The 21,520-nt window shown below is 44.2% G+C and carries 21 protein-coding genes; 4 read left to right on the plus strand and 17 right to left on the minus strand.

Annotated features, from left to right (window positions below):
• Positions 1–522: 522 nt before the first annotated feature.
• The 11 genes from ACJJIS_RS12405 to ACJJIS_RS12455 form a co-directional block, all read right to left on the minus strand.
• Positions 523–1,068, minus strand: coding sequence for an SLATT domain-containing protein (locus tag ACJJIS_RS12405; RefSeq protein ID WP_475708243.1), 546 nt, complete (start codon positions 1,066–1,068; stop codon positions 523–525).
• 102 nt (positions 1,069–1,170) lie between these two features.
• On the minus strand, positions 1,171–1,527 hold the full coding sequence (locus ACJJIS_RS12410) for a hypothetical protein (RefSeq protein WP_444958399.1): 357 nt from the start codon (positions 1,525–1,527) through the stop codon (positions 1,171–1,173).
• A gap of 93 nt (positions 1,528–1,620) precedes the next feature.
• A complete protein-coding gene (locus tag ACJJIS_RS12415; RefSeq protein ID WP_475708244.1) occupies positions 1,621–2,226 on the minus strand; it encodes a DUF4145 domain-containing protein in 606 nt (201 codons plus the stop codon).
• Between the two features lie 158 nt (positions 2,227–2,384).
• The gene (ltrA, locus tag ACJJIS_RS12420) at positions 2,385–3,566 is read right to left on the minus strand and encodes a group II intron reverse transcriptase/maturase (protein ID WP_475708218.1); all 1,182 of its coding nucleotides are present in this window, start codon (positions 3,564–3,566) and stop codon (positions 2,385–2,387) included.
• 612 nt (positions 3,567–4,178) lie between these two features.
• Complete coding sequence (locus ACJJIS_RS12425) at positions 4,179–4,574, minus strand: ribonuclease E inhibitor RraB (protein ID WP_475708245.1); 396 nt, start codon at positions 4,572–4,574, stop codon at positions 4,179–4,181.
• A 99-nt stretch (positions 4,575–4,673) separates the two neighbouring features.
• The gene (locus tag ACJJIS_RS12430; protein ID WP_444892212.1) at positions 4,674–4,907 is read right to left on the minus strand and encodes a hypothetical protein; all 234 of its coding nucleotides are present in this window, start codon (positions 4,905–4,907) and stop codon (positions 4,674–4,676) included.
• 113 nt (positions 4,908–5,020) lie between these two features.
• Positions 5,021–5,611: a hypothetical protein gene (locus tag ACJJIS_RS12435; RefSeq protein ID WP_475708246.1), complete on the minus strand. Its 591-nt coding sequence runs from the start codon at positions 5,609–5,611 to the stop codon at positions 5,021–5,023.
• Positions 5,612–5,660: 49 nt separating this feature from the next.
• On the minus strand, positions 5,661–7,025 hold the full coding sequence (locus ACJJIS_RS12440) for an IS4 family transposase (RefSeq protein WP_445359869.1): 1,365 nt from the start codon (positions 7,023–7,025) through the stop codon (positions 5,661–5,663).
• Positions 7,026–7,231: 206 nt separating this feature from the next.
• On the minus strand, positions 7,232–7,768 hold the full coding sequence (locus ACJJIS_RS12445; RefSeq protein ID WP_252082835.1) for a hypothetical protein: 537 nt from the start codon (positions 7,766–7,768) through the stop codon (positions 7,232–7,234).
• Positions 7,769–7,862: 94 nt separating this feature from the next.
• Positions 7,863–8,309, minus strand: a complete 447-nt coding sequence (locus ACJJIS_RS12450) for a hypothetical protein (protein ID WP_445356283.1) — start codon at positions 8,307–8,309, stop codon at positions 7,863–7,865.
• 471 nt (positions 8,310–8,780) lie between these two features.
• Positions 8,781–9,377: an HAD family hydrolase gene (locus ACJJIS_RS12455; RefSeq protein ID WP_475708247.1), complete on the minus strand. Its 597-nt coding sequence runs from the start codon at positions 9,375–9,377 to the stop codon at positions 8,781–8,783.
• A 180-nt stretch (positions 9,378–9,557) separates the two neighbouring features.
• Between ACJJIS_RS12455 and ACJJIS_RS12460 the strand changes: the two genes are divergently transcribed.
• Positions 9,558–10,940, plus strand: coding sequence for an amidase family protein (locus tag ACJJIS_RS12460; protein ID WP_475708248.1), 1,383 nt, complete (start codon positions 9,558–9,560; stop codon positions 10,938–10,940).
• 6 nt (positions 10,941–10,946) lie between these two features.
• Here ACJJIS_RS12460 and ACJJIS_RS12465 read toward each other — a convergent pair whose 3' ends face one another.
• The 4 genes from ACJJIS_RS12465 to ACJJIS_RS12480 form a co-directional block, all read right to left on the minus strand.
• Positions 10,947–11,933 carry an SMP-30/gluconolactonase/LRE family protein gene (locus ACJJIS_RS12465; RefSeq protein WP_475708249.1) on the minus strand — a complete coding sequence of 329 codons (987 nt, stop codon included), beginning with the start codon at positions 11,931–11,933 and terminating at the stop codon, positions 10,947–10,949.
• A 47-nt stretch (positions 11,934–11,980) separates the two neighbouring features.
• Positions 11,981–12,805 (minus strand): transporter substrate-binding domain-containing protein, encoded by an 825-nt coding sequence (locus ACJJIS_RS12470; protein ID WP_282933242.1) that lies wholly within the window; start codon positions 12,803–12,805, stop codon positions 11,981–11,983.
• 303 nt (positions 12,806–13,108) lie between these two features.
• Positions 13,109–14,239 carry a methyltransferase gene (locus ACJJIS_RS12475; protein WP_475708250.1) on the minus strand — a complete coding sequence of 377 codons (1,131 nt, stop codon included), beginning with the start codon at positions 14,237–14,239 and terminating at the stop codon, positions 13,109–13,111.
• 74 nt (positions 14,240–14,313) lie between these two features.
• Positions 14,314–14,907, minus strand: a complete 594-nt coding sequence (locus tag ACJJIS_RS12480; RefSeq protein ID WP_444894188.1) for a TetR/AcrR family transcriptional regulator — start codon at positions 14,905–14,907, stop codon at positions 14,314–14,316.
• A 548-nt stretch (positions 14,908–15,455) separates the two neighbouring features.
• Between ACJJIS_RS12480 and ACJJIS_RS12485 the strand changes: the two genes are divergently transcribed.
• The gene (locus tag ACJJIS_RS12485) at positions 15,456–17,687 is read left to right on the plus strand and encodes a pre-peptidase C-terminal domain-containing protein (protein WP_475708251.1); all 2,232 of its coding nucleotides are present in this window, start codon (positions 15,456–15,458) and stop codon (positions 17,685–17,687) included.
• Positions 17,688–17,781: 94 nt separating this feature from the next.
• The gene (locus ACJJIS_RS12490; RefSeq protein ID WP_475708252.1) at positions 17,782–18,435 is read left to right on the plus strand and encodes a DUF4279 domain-containing protein; all 654 of its coding nucleotides are present in this window, start codon (positions 17,782–17,784) and stop codon (positions 18,433–18,435) included.
• Between the two features lie 624 nt (positions 18,436–19,059).
• Here ACJJIS_RS12490 and ACJJIS_RS12495 read toward each other — a convergent pair.
• Together ACJJIS_RS12495 and ACJJIS_RS12500 are read right to left on the minus strand one after the other, a co-directional pair.
• Positions 19,060–19,842 (minus strand): reverse transcriptase domain-containing protein, encoded by a 783-nt coding sequence (locus ACJJIS_RS12495; RefSeq protein WP_475710356.1) that lies wholly within the window; start codon positions 19,840–19,842, stop codon positions 19,060–19,062.
• Complete coding sequence (locus ACJJIS_RS12500) at positions 19,757–20,359, minus strand: reverse transcriptase domain-containing protein (protein WP_475708253.1); 603 nt, start codon at positions 20,357–20,359, stop codon at positions 19,757–19,759. The genes ACJJIS_RS12495 and ACJJIS_RS12500 overlap by 86 nt, the downstream gene beginning before the upstream one ends.
• 729 nt (positions 20,360–21,088) lie before the next feature.
• Between ACJJIS_RS12500 and csrA the strand changes: the two genes are divergently transcribed.
• A complete protein-coding gene (gene csrA, locus ACJJIS_RS12505) occupies positions 21,089–21,277 on the plus strand; it encodes a carbon storage regulator CsrA (RefSeq protein WP_108732829.1) in 189 nt (62 codons plus the stop codon).
• Positions 21,278–21,520 lie beyond the last annotated feature (243 nt).

Raw genomic sequence — 21,520 nt, forward strand, 5'->3', positions numbered from 1 at the left:
TAACAACTCCAACAATACATCGAGTTCATTGTGGTATGCAGTTAAAAATTAGAGTACAACTTAATTGCATGAGTTATTGCTAGTGGCAAGGGCGGCAGAGATAAAGCACTGAGCGCCCTTGTCAGTTTCCATCTATATTTCTATGATTCTATTTGCAACACAAGCTATAAATAAATCCACCTAACTGCACTGAGAGCTTTTGCAAGAACTGTTAGCTAACATTCAGCAAGTCATCTGATTAAATATTTACCAACTGAAAGCCAAACCTTATTTGCCTATCCATGTTTAGGATTTGGGCAGTATCGATAACTTAAGTTATTTGTCGTCTCGTAAATATCACCACTGGATACACTCTCATTAATTTGGCAATAGTAACCATATCGACTTGAAGATCTTCAGCTGGAGCTACAACTCCAACTTTGAGCTCTGATGCGTACCCAATAACGCGTTTTTCACTTACTATTTTAGGCGCACTCTTCTACCCTATTCAAAAGGCAAGCATCTACTCGAAAAGGAGAGATTTCAACTTCCTTTAGCAGAGGCGCAGCCTTGTTTCGCCCTTTGGTTTGACTTGTTAGCCTTTTTTAGCGAGTGAAACTTATTTCTAGCGCCACTCAAAGCTGAGTCAGATATTGGGCATTCCTGTGCCTTTTTATTTGCTTCGCTATATTTTGATTCTAACGCGGAAACTGATGCCCAACCTTCTTCTATGCTCATTACATCTGCTTTTATTTTTCCTTTCGATATCCTGGACTCTCTCTCAATGTCAGAGTACAAATTACCGACTTCAATATGTAGCATAGATTTTTTCTGGTAGCTTAAGTATGTTTGAACTCCTGCAAGAGTTGCTGCCAGAAGTGATAACACAGAGATTATTGTGCCCGAATAATCGCCTAAAGACTTAATCAAGGTTGAGCCAATAAATACATTTATTATAACAACCGGAACTCCAAGAATTAGCGTCAGATTTTGTTTGGAGCTGGATGATTTAAAATGCGCAAACTTACAAGTTGCTGCATTCATCTCTATCCTTTCAAATTCAATTAGGAGTGTTTCCTTTTTATCCATCATTCCTCCTTGTAAGGCTAACGACTACAACAGGGGTGGCCGGAGCGTAGCGTAGGCTGTCCCGCGAAGGGCCAAAGGCCCGCAGTAACCTGCTTGTACTTGTTAAGCATTTGCTAACACCCCAGCTAACCAAAAAATAGTGATGTACATTAAAGCGGTAAAGCTGATTATAAATATAACTTGCAAAATGGATAGTTTGGAATGGATACCAAAATCAATGAGCTCATAAAGTTTTTTGGGGAAGTTCTTTTTTATACTTAGTATAACCATAATTAATGCTATACCTACATAAAGCAACACGATACCCCAAAATCTCTCTGGTTCAATATCAATACTGATTGTTTCTGAGAGCCCAGCTCGTTTATAACCAATTACTTTACCGATCACAACAGCAAACACGCAGTAAGCTAACGTGAAAATGGCAAACAGTAGATGAATTAATCCAACTTTCTGCAGCATTGCTGCTCCATACTTTAGGTGTTTAACGTTGCCAGCAGGGGCCGAAAAACCAGAGCGAAGCGGCGGTTTTTTTGGTCCCTCTGGCTGGCTTTGTTAGGCAGCTGGCTCTGGTTGAGGGACAATTGCAGGGAACTCGTAAATAAATTTGAGTAGCATTTCAGTGAAAGCGATAAGCTCTTTTGCATCAATTTCGTTCATTAATGCGATTTCATGGGTTGCCTCATTGCCTTTTTTACGAATATGGTCGACCCAATGCTTTCCATTAGGTGGTGTATACCCGTTATCGGAAAGGTAGTTAACATACTCAATGAAACGGAGCCCCTCTTTGGCCCCTTGGTTTACCGCGATATTCATCAACATTTTTCTACAGAGTAATACTGCTGCTGTATGGCAGTTCTGTGATGTACAGCGCCTAGCTTCGTTATAAAGCGATTCAAGTTCTTCGGGAACATGATTAACTGAATTTCCGAATGATGCTGACGGATGCCGATTTGCACTTAAGTCAAAAAAACTCGGTCCGTGACAATTTGAACAAATGTAAATGCCACCAACTTGTTGTCCGCTGCCATCACCGTGCGCTCCTATTTTATACCCTTTGTCAGAAGAGACGTAAACGCCGCAATAACCACAGTCAAAGGGTACATTTGGAATATCTTGAAGTGATCGCCAGTTGTACTTTCCTTTCTCAAAAAATTGCATAAATTTCTTCCGATTTGATTATGCCTAATCGGGATAGGGAGGCACCTCACGATGCCCCTCCTCCCACACCACCAGGCATACGGGTCACGTACCATGGCGGTTCAATTCTATTCCCCTTCCTATCTGCCAATTCCGGCAGCCCCAAGTTCCTAAAGTATCTATTTGGCAATGCTCTGTAAAGGGCAGGACTTTTGCTTAGCCTCCATGGTCCATGCGCTGATTTGGCCGTGTTCCACGCTAAAAAAACGATCAACGCCCAGCCTTCTTAATCTGCGGTAACCACTACGTCCCCATTGCTTCCATAAATAACATCGCAACTTCCGCCTTATCCACTTGTCCAGATCTTTCAGAGGGCTCAGTACTTCACTGATGTCAAAGTACGCTTTCCAACCAAGCAGGGACTTCTTTAACTCTTCTATGATCTGAGTAAACTTGCGGCCTCGTGTTCGGCGGGTGACCATTCTGATCTTTGCCTTCAATTTATTAATCGATGATTCTGATACCTTTATCCGGGCATCCTTCTTCAGCAATCTAAATCCTAGAAAACTCCGCTTCCAGAAGTGATCCTCTGCACTCTTCTCAGTATTTACTGTGAGCTTCAGCTTACATTTGATGAAGTGCGTAAGGCTTACTTTTATCCGCTCTGCAGACCGACGACTTCCCACCAGTATTTGAAAATCATCGGCATATCGTACAAAACTGAGTTGCCGCTTGTGCAGCTCCCAGTCCAGTTCATTAAGCACAATATTCGCTAGAAGCGGAGATAACGGCCCACCTTGCGGGACGCCTTTTATTGTAGCTATTACCTTGCCATCGACTACCGTTGGCGCTTTTAGGTATCGGTTTATCAACCCCAGCACATCAGCCGGTATTCCGCTTTGCTTCAGTGTTAGCATGAGCTTGTCATGATTCACTTCATCAAAGAAGGATTTCAAGTCCATATCGATCGTCCAGCGCTTTCCTTGCCGGACAAAGTTTTGGACCTGTCTAATCGCCTGGTGTGCCGATCGATTTGGTCTAAAACCAAAACTAAGAGCATGAAACTTCGGCTCCCATTGCTCACTGAGTATCTGTGCGATAGCTTGTTGGATCAACCTATCTTGCACAGTGGGTATACCCAATGGACGCAGGCCTCCATTGCCTTTTGGTATAAAGACGCGTTTCACCGGTTGAGGACGATAGCTACTACTTAACACCTTTTGTCGGGTAGCAATCCAGGTCTGCTTAAGATGTTCCGGCAACTGTTTTACCGTCATACCATCGAGACCTGGCGCACCCTGGTTACGAGAAACTTGTTGTAATGCTCGAAACAGATTATTCCTATCTAGAATTCGCTGCATTAAAAGAGATGGGAAATTGGACAATGTATGATTAAGTTTCCAGTTTGATGTTCATCCAGAAAAAAATATTTTTTTTCTGGCAACTAAGTTACTTGTCAGATGCAGTCATCAAGCTCTGCATTAATAATACTGTCCAGAATTGTTCAGGCCTTCAGTAGCACGAAATCTACCTACTATGCCCTCTGCTGACTTCTATGGGTCGGTCAAAACCAATCTCTCAGTTTTCAGTTATTCCATTAACAACCCATAGACCTCCCAGGGTAAGACATTTAACTTTCTTCACGTAGATGCTGGATTTATAAAACGTAGGCCAATTGTGGATGGAGAGCTTTATGGTCACGTGCCCACTGGCTCCACCTACGTCACACCTCATATCCAGTTCTTGTTCATCACCCCGTGAATTTGCGTTGAGCTTCCTCCAGCTAATACCTCGCGATATTAACCTTGCCCTTTCGCTAACCTTCGGCTCCACGAATACCTGGTAAGAGGACTTTCACCTCTCTAGTTAAATGCCATGCCTGGCACACACGCCTCAATAACCGGCAGCGTTGTGGCGCAGCCACGCTTTTAGCTGTCCGGCGCCGTAGGCGCGTAGTTAATTGACTTGTTAAATTACTCAACAACCGGAGTTCCCCAGCCGTCATAATCAGCATCAAACTCGTTTGCCAGCTTGAGCATTAAAGAGTTTTCACTGTTAATTACTTTAATGTCTAAAATGGTCTCTTTAATTAAGTCGCCATACCAGTAATGAGTGCCTTCATGTACGTTGTCACCGACATTAGCTACACGGTAACCAAGAGATTCTCCTTTAGCCATAAGCTCTTTAAGTGAGTTAGAGCTAAAGCAATAAAAATGATGCTCAAGAGGGTGCGGTTTACTTGGATCAGAACCAGCATCAATGAGCGCTTGAATCGTTTTGCCATTCATTTCCATATTTGGTGGAAATTCGGCCGCTTGAGCGCCACTAAACCCTAGCGCGGCCATTATTGAAATAAGAAGCTTCCTCATGACTTTCCTTGGTAATTTAACGCAAAGCTAAAAGGCCGGAGGCATTTTTTTGCCGGAGGTCCAGCCCACGTTTTTTGGGGGCGAATTTTCAGCGTTTTGTTATAACGTCTCATCTAATCTCTCTGATACAGAAAGGCTTTTTCTAAGTAGCAGCGAGACCAAATATATAATTGCCAGAGGAGGTAATAATGCCATAAATCCACCAACTACAACCGCTCGTTTAACCTTTAAGGTTTTTTTGATAGCTAGCATATAGCTAAGAGCTAATACAACACAAAACCATAGCAATATACCCAGGGCTTCGATATTGGAAATATTAAACAGCTCGTACATTCCGCATTATCCATTAAGGAGCTATAACGCCTCAAACACCGGATTGGTGATGTTGGCGGCTTTTTTGGAACAAAAAAGGTGACAGCTTTACCAAGTCCGAGTGATTTGACTTGTTACCTGTTGCCACGTAAGAAGCTCCCCAATTTTTTAAAACTAAACCCCACCCCTGATATATTTGGCTCTAATATAATTGAATCTACAATAGCCGACCCGATTCCTTTCTGTGCTTCTTTAGCAATGCTGAAGTCAGAAAGGTCTTTCCCTAATTCTATGTCCGAAAATAGTCTTTCGACTAAAGCTACAACCTCGGTTGTAGTAGAGCAAAACTTTTTCAAGGGAATTAGAACAAGTTTTAGGTCACTCTCCTCTTGCTCCCGGTATAGACCTCGCCTGCGACTGTAGCCATGATTGTTTTCTAAGAAATATGAAGGGTGCGCATTTGTAACCAATATCGCTGGCAATACATCCTCGCCCCTTTCATTGTTAATTTGGTGCCAAGAAAAAACCTCATTATCAAAATGAGCCAATTCAGTCCCCTTTATTACTACAGCCCGATTTTGGGCAGCAAGGTTTGCCATTTTATCGAAATTTTCGTTTAGCGCTCTGGCTAAAGACTCATGCCACCCATACTCAAGCAAATAGATCAAATAATCTCTATTTTCACTTTTGGGAATATTAGTCAACGAGTGCACATGCAAACCCATATGTTATTTTCTCCTAGACAGGTAACGCCGCGCCTGTGTTTTATACACATCATTTAAGTTCATTTAAAGCCTCTGCTGCCTCCATATAATGGAGAAGTTTAGTGTACCCCTGCCAAACGGTTTTAACTCCAGGCTCACCATCGCCGCTCCGCCCCAGAAAGCCTCCAAGTCCTGCCAACATACGAGTTATATCTCTCATACTTGGAGCTTCATTTGGTGGGGAGGTTTTAGCTTGCATTATCCATATCATACGCCACTCTTTTTCAGAGTAGACTTTCGTACACGACGTATCAGGAAGCGTTCGTGCCCGTGTTGTCATGGAGTGTAGACGCCACCCAATAATCATATAGATTGCAATACAGTTCAGCATTCGCTGCTCGGTTCTAAAGCGATTACTTTCTATCTGGCATCCGCCTTTCACCACTCGGAAATAGGTTTCAATTTCCCATCGACTTCGATACCACTCAATAATGATCCTCGCTTGCTTAAAGTCCTCAACTGCAAGATCGGTCAGCAGCATCCATTCAATACCTTTTTCCCCTTCTGGTGGGCTTAATTCCTTAGCAAAGACTGCGTAGAGAGAAAGAGGTCGTTTTGATTTTCCTTTTCCCTGCAATCTTACTTCTGCAATGGATACACTGACCTTAGCTTCCCTTTCTGGCTGTCCATTCCTTTTGGGGATACCTACTGAGTATTTCCCGATGGACTTCTGCTTGGTCATATAGTCCCAAAGTAAAGTCGTATCTTCTCCTTCGATCTCTAAACTACGATTAGCCTTGGCTCGAATAATATAGCTTGCACGCCGCTGTTCATTTTGATCTTCAGCTAATTGAAACCACTCATGAATATCCCCCTCTCTATCCGCGATGCTCACAATCGTGGTTTCAGGGCAGCGCTCTTGTATCTCACAAGCTGATTCATAATGGTCTAACCAGCGTCGACTCTCTTTATCTTGTATCGACTTGGTATAGCGAGAATTAGCACTAGATTCTTTATCTCGCTGCCACATGCTACCCTCAATAATACCCAGATTATCTCTGGATGGTGTTATAGCGATAGACGTATGTAGGAGCTGCTGATTAGTCTCTTTGCGTCGGAGTGTTCCCATTTCTTTGCTTTCTAAATCGGTAGCAAAATTTAGGAAAGTGGTATCCTGAGGGATAAGAACAACTGGTTGAACCTTGATTCTTTCAAGAGTGGCTGATTTATGGCCACTCATAATGGAGTCAAAGCTGACTTTATCATTTTCGATAAATCGATAGGCTGCAAAGGTTTCTGCCCAAGACTTGTTTGCACAGGGAATGCTACCCTTTGGGTCGGAACTTAAATTACTGAGAATATTGGACAAGCGCTTATTCAATCGTGTATCACCCATAACCTGATTTTTCACTTCGTCCCTGACCCAGTCCTGCATAATTATCCAGCCAAATTTGTAGCCCCTATAACGTACAAACTGTAACTCATTGATTTTTATAATAAAACTGAAAAAACTTGTGTATAAAACTTAGCGCCGCGCTCAGAGGCGGCTTACTTTGGGCGCTTTATGCGCGAAAATAGGAGCAAAGCGACTGCGCATAAAGTGCACAAAGTAAGACGTCGCCTTGCAGCGCTTTGTTAGGGCTAACCCCGGGCACTGCCTCTATGCTTAAGCCAAAACCCAGAATGATGCTGTGCAACCGACAGCCCTAAGTAGAAACGCTCGATGTTCAGCTGTGATTTTGGAAACGTGAATTCACGCACGAACATCGATTGCAAGAGTACTAGTGCCGCCCCTATCTGGGTAGAAGACTCCGGCCCATGCCCGCCATTTATATAGCTGGGAAAAAAGTCCATCATTTCCCTGAAATGAAGGCGAGCCATTGCAACAGCAATTTGTGGGCTAACCATACTACCATTTTTGAAGCGGTTCTTTAGCTCTTCCAGGTGCGACTTATTCTCCGAGACAATGAGGCACATACATGCAATTAAGTGCGAACGCCAATTCACATCAAGTAGCAGAGTTTCATAACCTGCATGTTCGGTTTCAAGCTCAGTAGCTAGAGCACTAAAGATAGAAAGATCACTTTCTACTTCAAATGGTTGAAAACTCAAATCAAAGGCCTTCAGGTAGAAGCTACCATCATTACTGAGCTCTTCTAACCTCTTAAATACGTTCATCTACCAATTGCCCTAACGCTTTTGTAAACGGCGAGCGACGCAAGAGCGAGTCCAGCGGAGCACCGAAGGTGTGTAGCGGTGTTTGACAAACTTGTTAGAAGTATTGTGCAAAGTGCTCATCAAATGACCTGTAGCGACCAAGACAGATCGTATCAAACTCGTCTAGATCTCTTTTCTTGAATACACCAATATTTCTTAATGCTTGGTTAATACCGCCTTCAGTTTCTTCCATTACAACTTTACTATCAGAATACACCGCAGCGTATTGCTTACCGATACCACCAAAGTAGTCGGTAAAAATAATTGCATACCTCTTTAAGCCCAGCTCTTTAGCAAAATAATGGGTAACAGGGCAGTTTAAAACAATTTTCCCATTACTTTCATTTGATATTAACAGTTTTTCTGCCCAATGATCTGAATGCCCTGCATTTAGACCTACGATCGAGAACCCCTCATGGTTGACACACGGCAACTCGAATTTCCTTAGTAGCTCTGCATCGATATCGCCTTTGGCTACAATTGCTTCTATATGATGCCCCACGAATTCTCCTTCGTACTTCTAACAGCTATATAGTAATCATTCTGATCACTATTATATTGACTACTATCTCATAATCAATCTACCGCCACCACTACAGTTTCCCATAGAAAATCAAGTGGTTATATTAAAATGGCACGATCGAACAAACTACAAAAACGATCACTATGACTACTATCTCAATTTCGCCCTGCTCACGTAACCCAATGATTTCAGGGTGTTTCCCACAAAATTTCAGCCTAACTCAGAAATAACACTCACCATGATCATATTTAACCAAGCTGGCGCTTACTAACTGGCATAAATCATATTGCTTGCCCCGATAATTGAGTAAGCCGAATCATGAGTGCCCCCTGAAAATGCTAATTTAGATAGCAGCAATCATCTTGAGGGTATGTTGCTGGGGAGGATGAATAGATTTCAGAAATTAGAAAATTATCCTCTCAAGGTGGTCAGTTAGACTCCCCATCTATCTTAATTTTTGTAGCTCTTCTCTTGAATATTAATACGCTCTAGAACCTCCAACACCGAATCAAAGCCCTTGGTATGAAACGCATTCATACCCACCTTATTCGCCACCTCTACATTTCTAGGGATATCATCCATGTAGACAACACTACTGGCTTCAACTTCCAGCTGCTCAAGCGCGTGCTTGAAAAATGCTTCATCGGGCTTTGCCATACCTATAAGGTGGGAAGCGAATATTGGGCCCAAATAGTTATGTGCATTAAATTCATGAGTGATGCGTGGCCAGTGAAGTTCATTGGTATTTGTCAATGCGGCCACTCTGTAATTTTTCTCTAGAGAACTGAGTAATTCAATTGCTCCTGGATAGAATCCCGTAGGCCAGTTTGTGAAATGATCGATTATCGTCTCTATCGATTCCTCTATTTCCAATTGAGACTTTAAAGCGTTTGCAAATTCTTCTGTGGTGATTTCTCCTCTCTCAAACTGCCTTACCGGACCGGAGATAATAACATCAGTCACAGGCGCTTTACCGGTTGGTAATGGACGGCCTTTTAGCTCTATTAGTACGCCGCCGAGATCAAACAGTAATACATCAACTTTCAAAACCCATAACCCTCATATTTTCAACGGTCAGAAACGCGCTGCTCACTCCTCACCATCAGATACACCTCGGTGAGATCAAGGCTAGTGCTATCAAATTAGCCAATATCATTCTTATCGTCCCACTTTCTTCCTCTCTATGATCTAAGATCCCAAGTACAATCAGAAGCTAGTAAGCAAACTATGACGACTTCCCTTCATGAGCTTGTGGAGATAGTGCTCGCAAGAAAGATTAGCGCAGTATCACTGATTGAAGAAGCTTGTGACAATGCAGTTGCTCATTCCGAACTCAATGCTTTTATCTGCCTCGATCGGCATAGCGCCCTTCAAAAAGCCAAATGCATTGACAGGGAATTGGCCTCCGGTAGCCACCGTAGGCCCCTTGCCGGTATCCCCATCGTTGTTAAAGACAACATCAATGTAAAGGGTATGCATACCACTGCTGGGACCCTTGGCATGAACTTTCTGCCGGAGTCCTCTGCCCCAGTGGTTGAGCGACTCGAGGGATGTGGGGCCATAGTGGTTGGGAAGACCAATCTACATGAACTTGCCTTTGGCGTAACCTCCAATAACGCTGCATTTGGTGCCGTAAGGAATCCGTGGGACATCGCTTGCTTCCCCGGCGGTTCATCGGGGGGCACCGCTGTTGCTGTAGCTGCGGGGATTGTGCCCGCTGGCCTCGGCACCGATACCGCCGGCTCCGTCAGATTACCGGCGGCGTTAACTGGTATTGTTGGCTTTCGCCCTTCAACTGGCAGCCTTCGCAGCCACGGAGTCGTACCCTCTGTGCCTGCATTTGACACAATCGGCCCTATGGCTGTTAGTGTCGAAGATACCATCTATCTGTTTGAAGTGATGACAGGGGTCTCCGTACCCCAATGCAAGCCAATCAATCAGTTGCGCTTGGGGCTAGCCCATCCTCTATTTGACAACCTCTCACCTGGAGTAAGCCAGTCTTTCAGGGCTCTAATAAGTACCCTTATTGATGCCGGAGTAGACCTGGTAGAAGTAGACCTTTCGCCAATAGTCAGCGCCGCTCTCGAAATCGGATTTCCCATCGGGTTTCATCAGATGCGGACAGCCATGGGGCATTTCCTGGCGAATTATCAACCACAAACTCAACTAGAGGGTTTGGTAGCAATGATCAAGAGTGAGGATGTGAAAGCGGTCTATCAGGAATCAGTGCTCGGGCCTAAGTCACCGCCAGACTCAGCCTATCAAGCGGCCTTAAAGAAGTTACCTGCTGTGCGCGACAGCTATTCGAAGATCATCCAGCAGCATCAACTGGACGCGATCGTATTTCCAACTGCGCCAATCGAAGCGCAACCCCTGGAAACATCCTCATACCAACTGGAGCTAAATGGACAGACACTCCCCACCCTGGACACACTGATATACAACAATGTCTCCGCACCAGTTACCGGTGCCCCAAGCATCAGCATCCCCATCGGGCCTGGTACCAATGGATTACCGGTGGGCCTGGAGATAGATGGGTTACCTGGAGCGGATTTGGCACTACTTGCCGTAGCTAGACAGATCGAACAGGTAATAACACTCCAAAAGTAAGAGGAACTATCCCCCCTCTTCCCCTCGGGGAATTGTCTTCCATATAGCGGTATTACTTGATGAGTAAATTGCTTTACCGTCAGTTGCTACGCTATATACACCGCCGGGAACAGGGTAAAGATTAACCAGGGAGCCGTTCTCTCGATAGTGTCGCAGTCCGTCACCTGCCGCCACCCACAGATCATTTTTGGGGCCAGTAACAATAAAACCATCAGGAATCCCTACTGGTACCGACAACACCCATTGCTTCTCTTCCAATTTTTCCGGGGATGGCAAAGCGCTTACATAAATGTCTTTTGTTTTTTTGGGGTTGTAAGGATTCTTTCCATCGATAGCTGCAGTATCACCAATATAGATTTGGTTGCCTATTGGGGAGATTGCCAACCCATGAGGCATCATGTACTCCGCTGACAAGCGAATTAACTTTTTTGTTGAAGGATCAAAAGCATAGACAGCTGGCGTTAACATTGGCTCAGGCTTGAAGCCTTGGTTGTAGCCATAATCTGGATCGGTGAAGTAGATCCAGCCAGAGGGTGACTGTACAACTTTATTGGGTGAATTAAATGGCTTACCTTTATAGGCATCTACTAGCACTTCTCGTTGCCCGCCTGAAAGGCTTCTGCGGCTGATAGCGCCCGGGGTTGCTCCTTTCCCCTGCTCTGCAACCAGTAAATGTTCACCGTCATTGCTAAGCCACATGCTGTTTGCCATATTGCTTCGGTGTTTCCAGGTTACAACTTCGCCAGTAATAAAGTCGTAGTAACGGATCGCTATCTGTGGATTCTCAATCTCTAAATCTGGAACACTGGTGAAGTAGAGACGTTTCTGGGAGGGTACATAAACAAGCCCTTCATGTGCATCCGTTTCCACCAAGATCGAATGGGTAGCCTGCATCGGGGAATTCCCCAGTAGATAATTGTTGTAAGTAATAGCCAAGAAAAGGACTGAGCTGAAAAGCAAAGAAAAGAAGGCACTGGAGGATTTAGTAGTCATATCGCCCCTAATTAGACTTTATCTGTACGGATAGTTCTGCGACTACTCTACTGTGAGCCGCTGAAGGTATCATCAGGGTCATTCTCTGACCCCACACTGGAAACGGCCTTATCCAGCATTCTATTGATCTCCCCACTCTCCTTTAAGCTCTCTAGAGCGGCATTTAGTCGTTCGAGCAGTTCCTTATTCCCTTTCTTAACACCGATACCAAAGGGCTTTGGCGGGAAGTCTCCACTAATATTCACCAGACGATATAAAGTCGGATAGGCTGATGCCTTACGCAAAAGTACCAGGTTAATAATGTCATTGGAGGCAGCATCAGCATTTCCGCTTTGAACAGCCTCTAAGGTCGCTGAGCTTGTGGGCGCTACAACCAATCTTGCCCCCTCCAATGACGGCAGGACAGCACGCATTCTTTTTAGGGAAAGTGAGCCTTTAGTAACAGCAATTATCTTACCCTCCAGATCGATAAAGCTCTCAATATCGCTATCTTTATGGACCAATAAACCCTCCCCAGTGACGTAATAAGGAATCGAAAAGTCCACTTTTTCTTCGCGCTCTGGAGTGATGGTAAACTGGGATACCACCATATCCACTCTTCCGTCTTCAAGTGCCTTTATACGATCCTCATCCAGCACACGGGTTAGCCTTATATAGCCAGGGCCGCCAAATAACTTCTCCCCAATTGCCCTGACCAGGTCAGGCTCAAAGCCTTCTATAGCGCCAGAAGAGGGTTCTCTATACGCCAACCCTGGAATATCATAAGTAACCCCAGCAACTAGCTCTCGATCCTCAAGATCAGCCCAAACATACCCCACATAAATAACCGATAAAACTAGCAAGCTGCCTATTAGACGGGACACTAGATACATAGCTAAGATCCAGTAATTTCAAATATATTGGCTCAGAGCCCCCTAAGTAATTCTGTAATATCCACTGAGACACCAAAGGCCGAAACCTTAGTCGACTAGCAGAAAGAGGCTATAGGTAAATATAGGCGTATATAAAACCAATACAGGTGATACTGCACTTTAAGCTACTACGGATATTGGCTTGCTGGCGTATCTATAGTTGATAAGCAGACTATTCGTGCCACCAATACAATAAGCGCAATGTTTTTTCATTTTCACGATTAATAACATTGCGCTTGTTGACACCCACTTACTGCTTAGCACCTAACCCTTTCTCTTTTTCAACACCATCAGTTTTGCAAAGGTACGCACGGAGACTGTCTCCACCAAGTAGAAAGGACTATCACCAAACAGTTGATTCCATTCACTCAACGTTCGCTCCCGCCCACGAGTTCCCATCAACATCTGCATGTCCATGGCAGCCAAATTAAGGTCTGCGCCCTTCTCAGGTAATACTGCGTCAACAATGGCGAGCGTAGCATTTTGCCCTTGCATGGCAGAGTAAATATTATTGAGGAGTCGCTTTGCCTTACTGTCATTCAGCAAGTGGAAAACGGCCGTACACAAGTAGATATCCTTATCACTATTAGCTACCGGCAGCCTATCGTTAATAATATCTGCTGGGAAGAAGTCCAATCGCTCTTCAACTGAATCACTCAGTGAGTTTTTCCAGTACTCTCTTGCCGTCCCCTCAACATTATTCCTGTCGACCACCATCGCCGTTATGTTTTTATATGAAGAGAGGACACTCGCACTTTTGCTGCCTTTTGCCCCACCCAAGTCAATAATTCTATCAAACCTGCTCCAATCAAAATCTTGTAAATACTGTAGCCCGGTAAGATTATCAACGGTATCCATAGCGTCCGAAAACAGCGTGCTAACAGATTGATGATCATTCATATAATCAAACATTTCCTGATCATAAACACCTTCAAAAGGCACACTCCCATCTTTAATATGGTCTTCAAACCCATTAAACCAAGGCTTACTGAACTCAGGGGAGTTATGCATAAGCACCATGCTTCTTACGCTGTTGCTGGCATCACTGCGCAACACTTCAGAGTTTCGATTATGTGAAAAGTGCCTTGCTTTTACCTCCTTAAAAATCCCCATTGCACACAACATCCTCATCAATCGATATAGATGCTCTTTATCTGCATTACAATCATTTGCCAGTTTTTCTACGGGAACGACTTCACCGTTAATATGATCAGCTATATTTAATCGGACAGCCGTATACAGACATCTAGACTGCCAAAATAGCGATCCAATTTGCATTACTCGAAATGGAGGCGGCATCAGAGCATTAGGAATATTACAAATACTATTAATCATATTAGAAGCGCGTTGAAAGACCCAATTTACGGCCCTATTTCTTTGCATCGACTGGGGCATAAGAACTCCTCAGAAATAACATCTGATTAAAAATAGATATAAGGGACCGGCCTCAACTTGCTGAGGCCATATCGTTATAAGCTTTGCAAACCTGACTTCAGAAGTCGGCCATTAAACTCTGCAAGCTGTTTTAAGAAATCGGGGTCCATAACGTGCCCCATCTGCTCTTCCAGGACGGGTTTGGCCAACATCGGCAACATAGCCAAACTGACAAATGAAATCCTGAGCAAATCATACTTGGGGTCTTCAGATTCGGCTTCTTCACCTTTAATTTCAGCTAACCGCCGAGAACCTCTTTGGCGCCCCCGCTCCAGGAGCTGACGGATCACATTTTTCCCCGGGCCTTGATTAAGGGCCATGACTTTCAGGATCAGAGCCGGAAACTTGGGATTCTCTTGCATGGTGGAGTAGTAAAGGGCAAAGAAATCTCCAAAATCCCAATCGCCATCAAGGCTGAGTTGCTCTACGGCCTCGATCAATGGCAGAAGGGTTTGGCGGATCATATCTTCATAGAGGCCATCCTTGCTACCGAAGTAATATCGAATCATCGATACCGCCACTCCAGCCTTAGCAGCGATCTGGCGAGTTGTGACCCGGTGGTACTCATCGTTCAAAAAGCACTCTCGCGCCGCATCGATTAGCCGATTGGCAACATCCGACTCCTGCATAGGCCCGCTCCTTCCTATCTAGCTTGCAAGAGAGGCTAACAGGGTACCCTACTGCCTTCCAGGCCATTTGTTGTTCAATTTGAGGGGTTTGTACGACTGCTTGAGGTGGCCGTATATCCTCAAACTGGATACGACCCCACTCATTCATATGAAATTGTCTCGAAGATATTCGTAGTTTAGAGCAAGTGGATTTGAATCTGGCACTATTTACCCAGCTAACAAAGCACCTGGGTGATCCCTAATATTCAGAACACAAGTATTGCTAATAACACCAAGATATACACTCGAAAATTGATAGTCATCCTCTACATTTTATCTCGTTCGTGAGTTCGCCCTTCCAGAAATGCCACGAATCAAATCTCGCATTCTGAATCAACTTAAAACCACCTATCGACCTCAAATCCAAACATCGGTATTCTCCCGCGCGGCGGCATATTCATCCTGATTTAACTTGTTGCCAGAGTTAATCAGACATGCCTCCTACTCGACTATTTATGGATAAAAGTTTGGCAAAACTTTAAAAACATTTTCAAAGCAGGAACATGAAAATGAAACTATTTACCAGTACCACACTGGGAATTTCAGCAACCCTAACTTTAACTTTTCAGTCTGCAATGGCATACAGCCAGGCTGTAGATATAACGATACCAAGCTACACCGGCAATGAGTTTGCTCAATTGGAAGAGCAACCCAAATCGAGCCAAGTCATTATTGATGGCAAGCTATACCAGCTGACCGGAGATATGCTGGAGCCAGTTCAAGAGGATTCCGGTCAAGTTAGCATTATGTCCGCTGTTGAAATATCAGCGAATAAGTGGCCTGATGGAATCATATATTACGACTTTTACGATAGTGTCACTGAAGAAAATCAACAGCGTTTTATCGACGCCACCAAAGTCTGGGAAGAAATTGCAGACTTACAATTTTTAAGACGCACTGATCAATCTGACTACGTTCACGTAAGAAACGGAACTGAAAACCGCTCCATGGTTGGAAAGACTGGCGGCGGGCAATTCTTCAGCATGAACAACTGGGATACCAAGTACATTATTGTCCATGAATTGGGTCATGTTATTGGTATGAGGCATGAACATCAGCGATCTGATCGTGATGAATATGTCGAAATCATTGAGGATAATATTAAACCCGAGTATGTCCACAATTTTGATATACGGCAAACCCACAACTACAGTAACTATGACTTCCTGTCTGTAATGCACTATCCATCACGTGCATTTTCGGTTAATGGGCAAGAGACTATTATCCCTAAATCGGGTTATGAGCACTTCAGCCGTATAATGGCCCAGCGTATCGACTTGGGCGGCGGTGATCAGGTTGCAGCAGCATCGCACTATGGCACGATCAATATTAATATTCCTGACCCTGCATTCAAGTCATATTTGACGTCCTATTTCGACACAAACAACGATGGTGAAATTGACAGCCTGGAAGCAGCAAGCATTGAAGAAATTCGCACTCCTGGCAACGGGGAAATCCAGTCACTGCAAGGTATTCACGTATTCCGATACTTAAAGCACTTAACCGCTGTTAATGAAAACCTCACAGAGTTACCCGAATTACCTAAACGTCTAGAAACGTTAAATATTGCCGGCAACTACTTGGATACTGCGCAATTCGAGTGGGTAATGGATCGACATTTCTTAACTGATATTGATGTTACGGACAATCTCCTCGATGTCTACTCCTGCGAAGCGCTTGAATTAATTGATTCTTATCTTAATGAAGGGAGCATTAGCTTCAGCCCCGCTAAAGGGGGTATTTCATTAGTTTGTGATGAGGAGGCAGAGCTAACTCTCCTCCCATCAAAAACGCGAGAGAACTTAAGTAGCAAAGGCGAAAAAGTATTCCATATTGACGTGCCCGAAAATGCTCAAACCCTGACAGTTATTACTGACAATTCAGGCGATGAACTGGGCGGTGAAATGAATATGTACGTGGCCTATAATCGCCAACCTACCCCAGCCGATTTTGACTTCAGTTCTGAAAATAGCGGTAATATTGAAGATATTGAGATCACTTCGCCGGAAACCGGCCGCTGGTACATATTACTGTCTCCTATCGAACGCTCCTTCGAGGGTGTAGATTTAACGGCAACGGTAACCCTGGCTGATCAGTCCGACAATATTCTGGTTAATCAGAAACCTGTCAGCGGTCTTAATGCCAGTGCAGGAGAGTCGTTGTTCTACACCATCACAGTACCGGAAAATGCCAGCGACCTTTCATTTGAGATAACCGGTGGTAGTGGCGATGCGGATCTCTATATTCGTTTTGCTAGCAGACCAACTGAATCGGTCTATGATTATCGGCCCTATTTAGGTGGCAATGAGGAGTCCGTTGCTATAGCAAACCCAACTCCCGGAATCTGGCATGTCATGCTCCACGGCTATACAGACTTCGATCAAGTATCCCTGGTCGGCTCTTTTACTGAATCATCTACTGATGAATTTTTAATCCCCGGCGAGGTTATCTCTGACCTGAATGGCCATGCAGGAGATCAATTCGAGTTTAAGATTGAAGTTCCTGAAGGAGCGACCCAGCTTTCTGTAGCTACGGGCGCAGCTCTATTCAACTCCGTTGGTGATGCAGATCTCTACATCAAGCACGGTGAACCCGCCACTGAATCAAATGCCGACTACGCTTCTGAAAACTGGGGCAACTATGAATCCATAGATTTGAACGCTCCTCAATCGGGCACTTGGTATATTACCATCTATGGTTATACCGACTTTGAAAATGTTTGGATTAGTGCTGATTATTGAAGTATAAATAACTAGTGATCGGGCAGTAGGATTGTCATCCTTTATTGACACTACTGCCCACTCTATTTTTCTGACACCTATCATTGAATACAAAATGACCGATCCGCAGCCGTATGTTTCAGCAGCTACTCAAGAACTTAACAAACCTACATTTGAACTAACAATGCAGCACTTGCAGGTTATGGAAATCGAACTTGAAAATGGCTATCCCAAAGTAGCGCGAGTGAATTTAAATCACTATGAAGACACTGTGGCTGTGTATTTCCACATTAAGAATGAACGTTTTTTTCTCGTAGTAAATGTTGCCAAATCAAGCATTCCAAACATCAAATGGATATGGGTAGAATCTGGGCATCGTGTCTATTTAACAGCAGCAACCGAAACACTCAGCTATGAAGATCTATCAAGTATACTTCCTTATGATAACTTATCCGGCTGGTCAAAAGGTGACTTGCAAAGAAATAAAAAATTAAAATATAACTTCACACGGATTTCCTATGAACCAAATATGAACGAAGCTTATGGACTAGAAGAGAAACTACTGGAATTATTAAAAGAACTAGAAAAGGAAGCTGATTCTATCCGGGAGCTTACAAAAAAAACAAAGGCATATATTTCAGTTTGCAAGCATCAATATATAAGTGCCAATGCGGGTATACACTTGGATTTAGAAACATTGAGCAGGCTAAGTGGGCTTAATCTAGCACTAGATATTGACACCCATATTTGTGGGCAAGAGATTGAATAATATTATAGGTTAATAATTATCTTACCCCTCCTTAAGAGATACAATTTTACCAAAATGGCAATTATTAAAGTAGCAACCGAATTGTAGCTTTAATACGTATAATTTACTCCCTTTAACACTACATTCCCAAATTTGGAGAGACTAGAACCTCTAGAGGTATTTTCATCTCGAACTTACCTTAGCCTGAATAGTAATATTATTTTTAAAACTCGCGATATAGAGAGTGGCAAGCAGCGTTACCCCCCCTGAAATACAACAGCCAATTGCAGCCCCTTCAAAGAAACAAAAAATATAGGCACTAAAATGATCTTATTGGATTTTATTAAGTTTGTTTTAGTGTCAAAGCTGCGTAAAATTGACGAATATTTATCGGAATTAGAGTCTTACCCAGCAGTTTTTTAAGGGTCGTTGATTCAAACAAATCCAAGACTCATTTCTCAAAGGAGAACGGTAGCGTGACGTAAAAGTAAGTAAAAGGCGCTGACCCAAGGTGCTACCAACACCAGGGGCCAGCTAACCAAGTTGATAATCACACTATCAAAGGTCGAGTAGACCAAAGGAACTTCCCCTTCGACCTCTCACAGAACCGTACGTGAACCTCTCAATTCATACGGCTCTTCGTATTCAGCACATTTTCAATCTTCCCATTCTCCAGTGTGCAAACAAGCCGCGCATTTGTTGACGAACCTTTCCAATAAAGGCCCAACTCTTGAAACAGCTTCGCTTTAGATGCTTAAACTTCTTCCTAGCCCAACGCATCAGCGTTTGATCAAGATACTTCTGTAGCCGATAAACACCATATCTCCGCCCAAAGTGACCGTAATAGTTCAGCCAACCCTGTATTGCGGGATTAAGTACCTTTGCCATTTCAGATAGTGATCGATCCACCCAGTTAATCACACGCCACTGCCTAACCTTATCCTTGATCCTCTTGAAAGCTTTAGGGCTCATTGAAGGACTAAATGCGGTGAAGATCTGTCCTTGGCGATTCCTTGCTTTTCTGGGACCAAATCGAAACCCCAGAAAGTCAAAGTGGATAACTGGGTGGGAGTCTTTACGATTACTGTTCTTGCAATAGACCTTGCGCGTTTTCTCTGGATGAGCCTCAAGCCCGCAGGTAGCCAGGCGTGCTTTTAGAGCCGCCAGTAAGCGATCCGCCTCTCGAGGATTACGACAATGGTAAACAGCATCATCCGCGTAACGCTCAAAAGGAATATCTCTGTGCGTTCTCACCATCCAGGCGTCCAGCGTGTAGTGCAAAAACAAGTTTGCCAGTAGCGGGCTGATTACACCCCCTTGTGGGGTACCTTGTGTTCGCTCTTCAAGCTGTCCGTCCCGATGTTGTACTGGAGCCGTTAACCAGCGCTGTACATAGAGTCTGTACCCACCGATGATTATTATGTTTATCTAATGCCCTCAGCAGAAGTTCGTGATTAATATTGTCAAAGAAACCTTTGATATCTAAATCAACTACCCAGATTCTATCCCAGCATCGTTGTCGAGCTCGACGCACTGCGTCTATAGCAGATTTGCCTGGCCGATAGCCGTAGGAGTCAGGGTGAAACACCTTCTCCAATTCTGGCTCCAGCAGTTGCTTAGCCACCATTTGTGCAATGCGATCTTCGATTGTGGGGATACCCAATGGTCGCAGGCTGCCATCGAGTTTCGGAATATCCACTCGTTTGACGGCTGATGGAAAATAGCTGCCAGATGACATCCGATTCCATAGCTTGTAAAGGTTTTTGACGAGACTCGATTCGTATTGCTCTATCGTTATCTCATCAATCCCCGCTCCGCCGCCATTAGCCTTGATCTGCTTCCACGCTTCCCAAACCGCTCGCTTTGGAATATTGAATGGCTTTGCGCTAATCGTTAATTCCTCCCCATCTGGGTTGATTACACGGTTAGTCGCCGAATACGACAACCCCTTCGCTCCACGTCCATTACAGCCGCTTCTCCACTACTACGGGTTGTTCCGCCCCTGTGACCAGTCTTGGTACTCAACATCTTGTAGGGCCTCTACTTGACGCTCTTCCTTAACACCTGGACGACAGGTTCTCCTGTTCCACCCAAAAGCCTGTTGTGTGTTCACGCCACCTCTATGCCGGATGCCACTCGGTCGGTAAACAGGTAACCTCCATGCTTATCCCCGCACTTAGCCAGTGCACGGGTTTTGACATCATCTTGGTAATACGCTTTCGACACCTCATCAGTGGTTCATTTGCATTCGTCTCTACACAACATACCTGACGTATCTCGTACGCCTTTTCCTCAAGCGCTTCTAACCAAAGCTCTTTACTCCGATCACCTTGAGGCGGTTTGTTACCACTTCCTGCAAAGCGATAACGGAGGGCCGACCTCCATCTCCTGGATAGCACGTATTTTTTATTTATAAAAAAAAAATAAATAAAAAAAAATACTCAGGACGCACTGGCTATATGCATAGTACGCTAGAAACCCGCTCGTGTTCAATAAAGTCGAGAAGATCCAGTAGTTTGGAGCGATTTCCCAAGCTCTGGGAGCGTAGTGCCCGCCTTTTCTTCTTTTATGCTTACCGTTCTCGCGCTCCCCCCTGCCTTTCCTGCAATCACAACTTTCTAAGCCTTCCGGTTTCGGAGCCAAAAAAATAGCTTGAAATTCAGTAGGAAAAAATATGTTGATCTTGAAGCGTCGGACTGGTGAAAACCTAAGAATTGGAACAGATATCTCACTCAAAGTACTGGAGGTTAAGGGCAACCAGGTAAAGATCGGGATCCATGCCCCCAAATCCCTAGCAGTTCACCGCGAAGAAATTTATAGACGTATTCAAAGGGAGCAGAAACTCAGTAACAGAAAACGCTGAGAATCAACTTCCCTTTATATGAGGGCCCACAATGGGCCTCAACCTCAATCTATCGGCCAAGGTTTTCCAACTCTTTCACAAAGAGCAACTCACTAAGCCAACCCAAAAGAAATCCATAGGCTCCTTGAGTGTCCCCCGCTAAATTAGCGCCCTTACATCCTCGCCCGCTAAATCCAAAGCCGCTAAAACTACCACCTTTGCTCACTTGCCACGCAAATGCGAATCATTATTATGTTCGGCAGT

The organism is Microbulbifer maximicatervae (SeqCode) (genome assembly GCF_056231245.1).